The organism is Lishizhenia sp. (assembly GCF_057456495.1).
On sequence record NZ_JBVCPV010000175.1, the window covers coordinates 1 to 6,445 of the forward strand.

Consider the following 6,445-nt stretch of genomic DNA (forward strand, 5'->3'; position numbering starts at 1 on the left):
TCCAAAGCCTTCAAATTTAAGTTTTTCTTCGAATCTGTCATCCCAATTTTTGTTAAACTCATTGTCGTATAAAGAGTAAACAACTTTGGCATCAGCAAAGTGAGGATCGTTGGCGTAAACATCTTTAATGTACATAGGCATTAATGATGTCATCCATCCGTGACAGTGAATCACGTCAGGTTTCCAACCTAATTTTTTAACTGTTTCCAAAACTCCTCTACAGAAGAACATAGAACGCTCATCATTATCTGCATGATATTCGTCTTTGTCATCCGTGAAAACAGATTTTCTTTTGAAATATTCTTCGTTGTCTATAAAGTACACCTGCATTCTTGCAGTTGGTATAGACGCTACTTTGATAATTAAAGGGTGATCCTGATCGTCAATAATAAGGTTCATACCTGATAAACGAATTACTTCGTGTAACTGGTGTCTTCTCTCATTGATTGTCCCAAAACGTGGCATGAAAACACGGATTTCTTTTCCGTTTTCTTGTGTACCTTGCGGTAATTTTCTTGCTGTTTTTGAAAGTTCAGATTTTGGTAGGAACGGGGCAATTTCTTGCGATACAAATAGGATTCTTTTCTTCTCCATATAGAGTAAATTCGTAAATTTCAGTACAAAAATATATAAAAAAAAGCGTAATTTCAACAAAAAAGAATAGATTTGTCCGTTTGCACATATTCTAAATACTTAATTACGTGGTAATTTACAAGCGTGTTTCCGATTTACAATCCTTCCTTGCACCTTACACAGTAGCGAATAAAAAAATTGGTTTTGTGCCTACCATGGGCGCTTTACATGAAGGACATCTTAGTCTTTTGAAAGCTGCAAAAAAAGAGTGTGACATTGTTGTTGCCTCCGTTTTTGTGAATCCAACACAATTCAACAATCCTTCTGATTTAGAAAAATATCCACGCATGCCTCAGAAAGATGCGGATCTTCTGGAGGAAAATGGTTGTGATGTAATGTTCTTACCTGAAGTAGAAGAGGTGTATCCTGAGAATTATAAATCTATTGATTTGGACTTGTCTCCCGTGGATGAAGTAATGGAAGGGAAATATAGACCTGGCCATTTTGATGGTGTGGTGAATGTAGTTTCGCGTTTCTTTGATATCGTGCGACCGAATAAAGCATATTTTGGAAGAAAAGACTTTCAGCAAGTTGCAGTAATTAAAGCCATGACCAAAAAGTTAAACTTGGGTGTGGAAATCGTTGGTTGTGATACTGTACGCGAAGAGGGTGGTTTGGCAATGTCAAGTCGAAACCTACGCTTAACGGAAGATCAAAAAAAGGATGCTCTTGTAATTTACGAGAGCTTGGTGCAAGCTAAAGCTATGGCGAAAGAGAATTCTCCTGCAGTAACTTTAGCACATTTAATTGACACTTTAGGACAAAGTAGTTTAGAATTGGAATACGCAGAAGTGGTAAACCCCGAAACTCTTTTACCTTTGACAGACGAATGGATAGATGGAGCCACTGCATGTGTAGTAGCTTATTGTGGAGATGTTCGTTTAATTGATAACATGGAATTGATATAATTATGTTTACAGGAATAGTTGAGGCGCTAGGAGAGGTGAAGAAAATTGAACACGAGGGGGAAAATGTACATTTTACCTTAAGTTGTCCTTTTACTTCAGAGTTGAAGATAGATCAAAGTTTGGCACATAATGGTTGTTGTTTAACTGTTGTTGCAATTGATGGAAATCAATATGTAGTTACGGCGATAAAGGAAACTTTGGAGAAAACAAACCTTGGAGAACTAAAAGAAGGAAGTGAAGTGAATCTGGAGCGTTGCATGCAAATGAATGGTCGTTTAGATGGTCATATTGTACAAGGCCATGTGGATACTACTGCCGAATGTCTTTCTATTGAGGATCAGGACGGAAGTTGGATGTTTACCTTTCAGTACAACAGCGATGACTTAACAGTTGAGAAAGGATCGGTAACTGTAAATGGAGTAAGTTTAACTGTAGTCAACTCCAAACAAAATGAGTTTTCAGTTTGCATTATCCCTTATACTTTAGAACATACAAGTTTTAAAAATATTAAGGTAGGTGATACTGCAAATTTAGAGTTTGATATTATCGGGAAGTACGTGGCCAAAATGATGGTAAAGTAAACCGGAAAATAAATATTGATAGAAATAAAAAGAGGTTGTCACATTTGACAACCTCTTTTTTTATGCTTTCCACTCTTTCTTAATGAGCTTCGCCATTTTCTTGTTAAGTTTTTTTAGAACAGCTTCTTGTGAGCCTACCGTTCCAATTTTGATTAACCTATTTTCAACGGGTTTTCCATCTTTATAAAAGGTAAGTTCAAACGTAACTGATACAATATCATCTCTGTACAACGGGAAGAGATGTTCAGAGGTTAAGTTTTTATTTAAGGATAAAATATTCGTAGAGGATTTAAACCTTCTGTCATACCCTCTAACAGAAATTAAAAGATAAGTATCGAATCCTTCTTCTTTTAATTTGTTCTGTATGCTATCATTCGCCATAGATGTAGCGGAAGCACCTTGCTTAACTACATTTAAAGACGACTTTGTTTTGATGCCGTACTGATTGAACAGCGTGGTCAAGTTGATTTCTAGCGCAAATAAGTCTTGCTGAAAATCAATTTGACCGACAACCACTACATTGGATAAAGAATCCATTCCTGGTAAATCTTCTGAAGTTATTTTGGTTGTGTCGGCTTGACTGTAAACACTAGTGCTTAGGAATAAACCTAAAAATAAAGATGCTAATAATTTCATATTAAAAAATTTCGTTGGCGATGAGTTTAACATCATCTGATTTAGACATGGTATAATAGTGAATGCAAGGTACACCTGCTTTCTTGAGTTCTTTTGATTGATTGATGGCCCATTCTACACCCAATGCTTGAACGTCCTCATTATTCTTACATTTCAATAACTCTGCCGAAAGTTCATCTGGAAAGTCGATGTGGAAGAATTTAGGCAAGAATGAAATGTGGTTCATTGTTTTCAAAGGTTTGATACCCGGAATGATGGGAACATTGATTCCTGCTTTTTTACACTCCTCAACAAAGTCAAAGTACTTTTTATTATCGAAGAACATTTGCGTAACAATATACTCCGCACCTGCATCAACCTTTTGTTTTAAGTACTTTAAATCTGTAGAAAGGTTCATGGCTTCGAAGTGCTTTTCAGGATAACCTGCAGCACCGATACAGAAATTAGTTGGTTCCAATTGAATATCGTCCATCAGATATGTTCCTTTATTCATATCTGTAATTTGGTCTATCAATTCTACAGCATACTTATGTCCGTTTTCGTGGGGACGAAAAGAACTTTCAGTTTTAATAGAATCACCTCTCAATGCGAGCACATTATCAATGCCTAAGAATTGAAGATCAATCAACGCGTTTTCTGTTTCTTCCTTACTAAAACCTCCACAGATTAAATGTGGAACAGCATCAACTTGATATTTGTTCATAATGGCTGCACAAATACCAACCGTACCAGGGCGTTTACGAATCGCTATTTTTTCTAGAAGTCCTTGACCTCTTTCTTTATATATGTATTCCTCTCTGTGATAAGTAACATTAATGAACTTTGGCTTGAATTCCATTAAGGGATCTATACCATCAAAAATTGACTGTACGTTTTTACCTTTTAATGGGGGTAAAATTTCAAAAGAGAATAAAGTCTCTTCCGATTCCTTAATGTGATCGATTACTTTCATTTATGATTGTATAATTTTAGCAGTCCAAAAATAGTAATATCCTTATCCTAAAGAGGTAAAATCCTCAATCAGTGTCTTAAAGAATTATAATTATTTCACTTTTTTACCATTGATGATAACTGTCTCAGCAGAGTTTGCACCAAATGAATAAGGTATTAGTGCTGGACTCTCCATGGGTTGAGTAATGATAAGGTTCGCCTTCTTACCCAAAGATATACTTCCGTGTGTTTTATCTAAGCCCATGGCATAGGCAGTATTCAATGTAGTTGCCGTTATTGCCTCGTTCGGCGTTAATTTCATTTTAACACATGCAAAAGAAGTGAGCAATTGCATGTTCCCACTTGGTGAAGACCCTGGGTTAAAGTCAGTAGCCAACGCCACGGGTAAATCATTATCGATTAATTTTCTACCTGCTCCAAAAGGAATAGATAAGAAGAAAGAACAACCGGGTAAAAGTGTAGGCATGCAGTCACTTCCCTTTAAAGCTTCAATATCTTGATCATCAATTTCTTCTAAGTGATCGACAGATAAAGCATTGTGTTGTACGGCAGCAGCTACTCCACCTTGGATAGAGAATTGGTTAACGTGAACTTTTGGTGTTAAGCCATATTTTATTCCAGCTTCCAATACTTGATTCATCTCCTCTACTGAGTAGTAGTTGCGCTCACAGAAACAGTCGATGTAATCGGCCAATCCCTCTTCTGCAATTACCGGTAGCATTTCGTTGATGATTAGATCGATGTAACCTTGGTGGTTTTCTTTAAATTCTGGAGGGTAAGCATGTGCTCCCAAGAAAGTAGCCTTTATCGTTAATGGAGATGCTTCTTTCAAGCGTTTGATAACGCGTAACATTTTTAGCTCGGCATCCACGGTAAGTCCGTACCCAGATTTGATTTCAACAGCTCCCGTACCGTAGCTCATCATTTCTTCTAACCTTACCATTGCGTCTTGGAAGAGCTCTTCCTCGTCCATCGTCTGCAATTTGCGGGCAGAGTTTAAAATACCACCTCCTTTAAGTGCAATTTCTTCATAGGTAAGTCCTTTGATTCTATCTTCGAATTCACTTTCTCTGGTTTTGGCAAATACGGCATGGGTATGTGAATCACAAAATGCAGGCATAACCATCTTACCATCGGCATCAATTACTTCTAGATCTCTCCAGTCTGTAATTCCACCCCAGTCTTCCATTTTACCATAAGCTATGATTTCATCATCTTCAATGGCAAGGAATGCGTTATCTATGGTGTTAAGATTTTCCATCTCAGCACCTGCTTTATATCTTGGTAAATCCTCTCCTGCTAGGAGTAGACTTTTGATGTTTTTAATAAGTATTTTAGACATTTACTCGAATCTTTTTTAAGAAGATTCAAAGTTAAAAATAATCCAACGCTTAGAAAAGATGTTCCATCAAACCTTCCTTCATAGAATGGGGAGAAACATAAATGGTATTGATATCTAGTTTGTCCATAAGCCACATAACTTTCACTGCAGCAATAGGAGCCATAATTTTTCGGATGGGAATTATCCTATCATTTAATTTACGCTCAGCTAAACTCGATTTAATTAAATTGTCTATACACCAATGTAAACGCTCTTTGCTAATTTGTTGTGATTGCGAATTCGTAGGAAAGTCAATATTTTCAATGATTTCATAAAACGTCTCGAAACTACCAGAAGCTCCTACAAGAATATTGGTGCGAATATCATCGAAGAAACCACGAGTAGATTGCTCTAAGTAGTTTATGATAGCATCAATATCTGAGTTGGTTAAAGGGTCATTGAACTCAAATTGTTGGTAGATGCGAGAAACCCCAATTTCAAAACTTTTGCTTTTAATGACTTCATTGTTATTGGCAAAAATAAATTCACTACTTCCTCCGCCAATGTCTAAAATGATGGATTTATCTTCAAATACATGGGCAGTTTGTATCCCTCTGTAAATTAATTCAGCTTCAGTTTCTCCATCAATTATGGTAATAGGAATCTCCGTCATTGCAAAAGCGGCTTGTATAAAATCATCCCTGTTTTCGGCTGCGCGCAAAGCGGAAGTTCCAATTGCTCTTATTTGTTCTACACCGTGTTGGTCACAAATTGCTTTGAATTGCTCTAACGTGCTTATACCTCGTTCGAACGCATCTGGAACAATGGTTTGTTGGTTAATTCCTCCCATACCTAAAGCTACTCCTTCTTTATGCTTGAAAAGGATTTTACGGCCTGTGGCTGTTTTTTTGAAAATCAAGAGGTTAAAGGTATTTGTACCTAAGTCTATAACTGCACCTGTCATTCTAGTATTTTATGATTTTTTAAGCCACTTAATGAAGTGTTTTACACGTAAACGATGTCCAAATTGTAAGATTCCATTCTGGTAAATTTTACCTGCCAAATAGAACATTAAAAGAGCTGAACCTAAGAGGATTCCTAAACTTGCAAAGAGTTCCCAGCTTTCGTTTGCACTGAACCCTATCCCTAATTTGGTCATCATAACAACCGGTGAGGTAAAGGGTAAGAATGCAAATAAACTAGACCACGGACCTTCTGGGTAATAGACCGTATAATAACCACCGTATAAAGCAAGCAGCAGTAATCCCATAATAGGGATGATGTATTGTTGTCCGTCCGATTCGCTTCCCATAGATGCCCCAATGGCAGCAAAGAAAGAACCGTAAAAGATATATGCGACTATAAAAAACAGTATAAAGAACAAGAGCATGTTGGAGAACTGAATGCGTTCGTAA

At 36.9% G+C, this 6,445-nt stretch carries 8 protein-coding genes; 2 read left to right on the forward strand and 6 right to left on the reverse strand.

Annotated elements, in window-relative coordinates; translation table 11 throughout:
* Positions 1-594 (reverse strand): glycogen/starch synthase (locus tag AC22ZQ_RS11650; RefSeq protein ID WP_318958944.1); only part of this gene is annotated, 594 nt, incomplete at its 3' end.
* Between the two features lie 107 nt (positions 595-701).
* On the opposite strand from AC22ZQ_RS11650, the gene panC reads away from it, so the two are divergent.
* Complete coding sequence (gene panC, locus AC22ZQ_RS11655) at positions 702-1,541, forward strand: pantoate--beta-alanine ligase (protein WP_318958945.1); 840 nt, start codon at positions 702-704, stop codon at positions 1,539-1,541.
* 2 nt (positions 1,542-1,543) lie between these two features.
* On the forward strand, positions 1,544-2,122 hold the full coding sequence (locus AC22ZQ_RS11660) for a riboflavin synthase (protein WP_318958946.1): 579 nt from the start codon (positions 1,544-1,546) through the stop codon (positions 2,120-2,122).
* A 60-nt stretch (positions 2,123-2,182) separates the two neighbouring features.
* On the opposite strand, the gene AC22ZQ_RS11665 is transcribed toward AC22ZQ_RS11660, so the two are convergent.
* The 5 genes from AC22ZQ_RS11665 to AC22ZQ_RS11685 form a co-directional block, all read right to left on the reverse strand.
* On the reverse strand, positions 2,183-2,758 hold the full coding sequence (locus AC22ZQ_RS11665; RefSeq protein ID WP_318958947.1) for a hypothetical protein: 576 nt from the start codon (positions 2,756-2,758) through the stop codon (positions 2,183-2,185).
* 1 nt (position 2,759) lies between these two features.
* Positions 2,760-3,710: a methylenetetrahydrofolate reductase [NAD(P)H] gene (gene metF / locus AC22ZQ_RS11670; protein ID WP_318958948.1), complete on the reverse strand. Its 951-nt coding sequence runs from the start codon at positions 3,708-3,710 to the stop codon at positions 2,760-2,762.
* Positions 3,711-3,800: 90 nt separating this feature from the next.
* On the reverse strand, positions 3,801-5,051 hold the full coding sequence (gene hutI, locus AC22ZQ_RS11675; RefSeq protein WP_318958949.1) for an imidazolonepropionase: 1,251 nt from the start codon (positions 5,049-5,051) through the stop codon (positions 3,801-3,803).
* Positions 5,052-5,100: 49 nt separating this feature from the next.
* Positions 5,101-5,994: a Ppx/GppA phosphatase family protein gene (locus tag AC22ZQ_RS11680; RefSeq protein ID WP_318958950.1), complete on the reverse strand. Its 894-nt coding sequence runs from the start codon at positions 5,992-5,994 to the stop codon at positions 5,101-5,103.
* A 9-nt stretch (positions 5,995-6,003) separates the two neighbouring features.
* A partial coding sequence (locus tag AC22ZQ_RS11685; RefSeq protein ID WP_318958951.1) for an ABC transporter permease occupies positions 6,004-6,445 on the reverse strand: 442 nt, incomplete at its 5' end.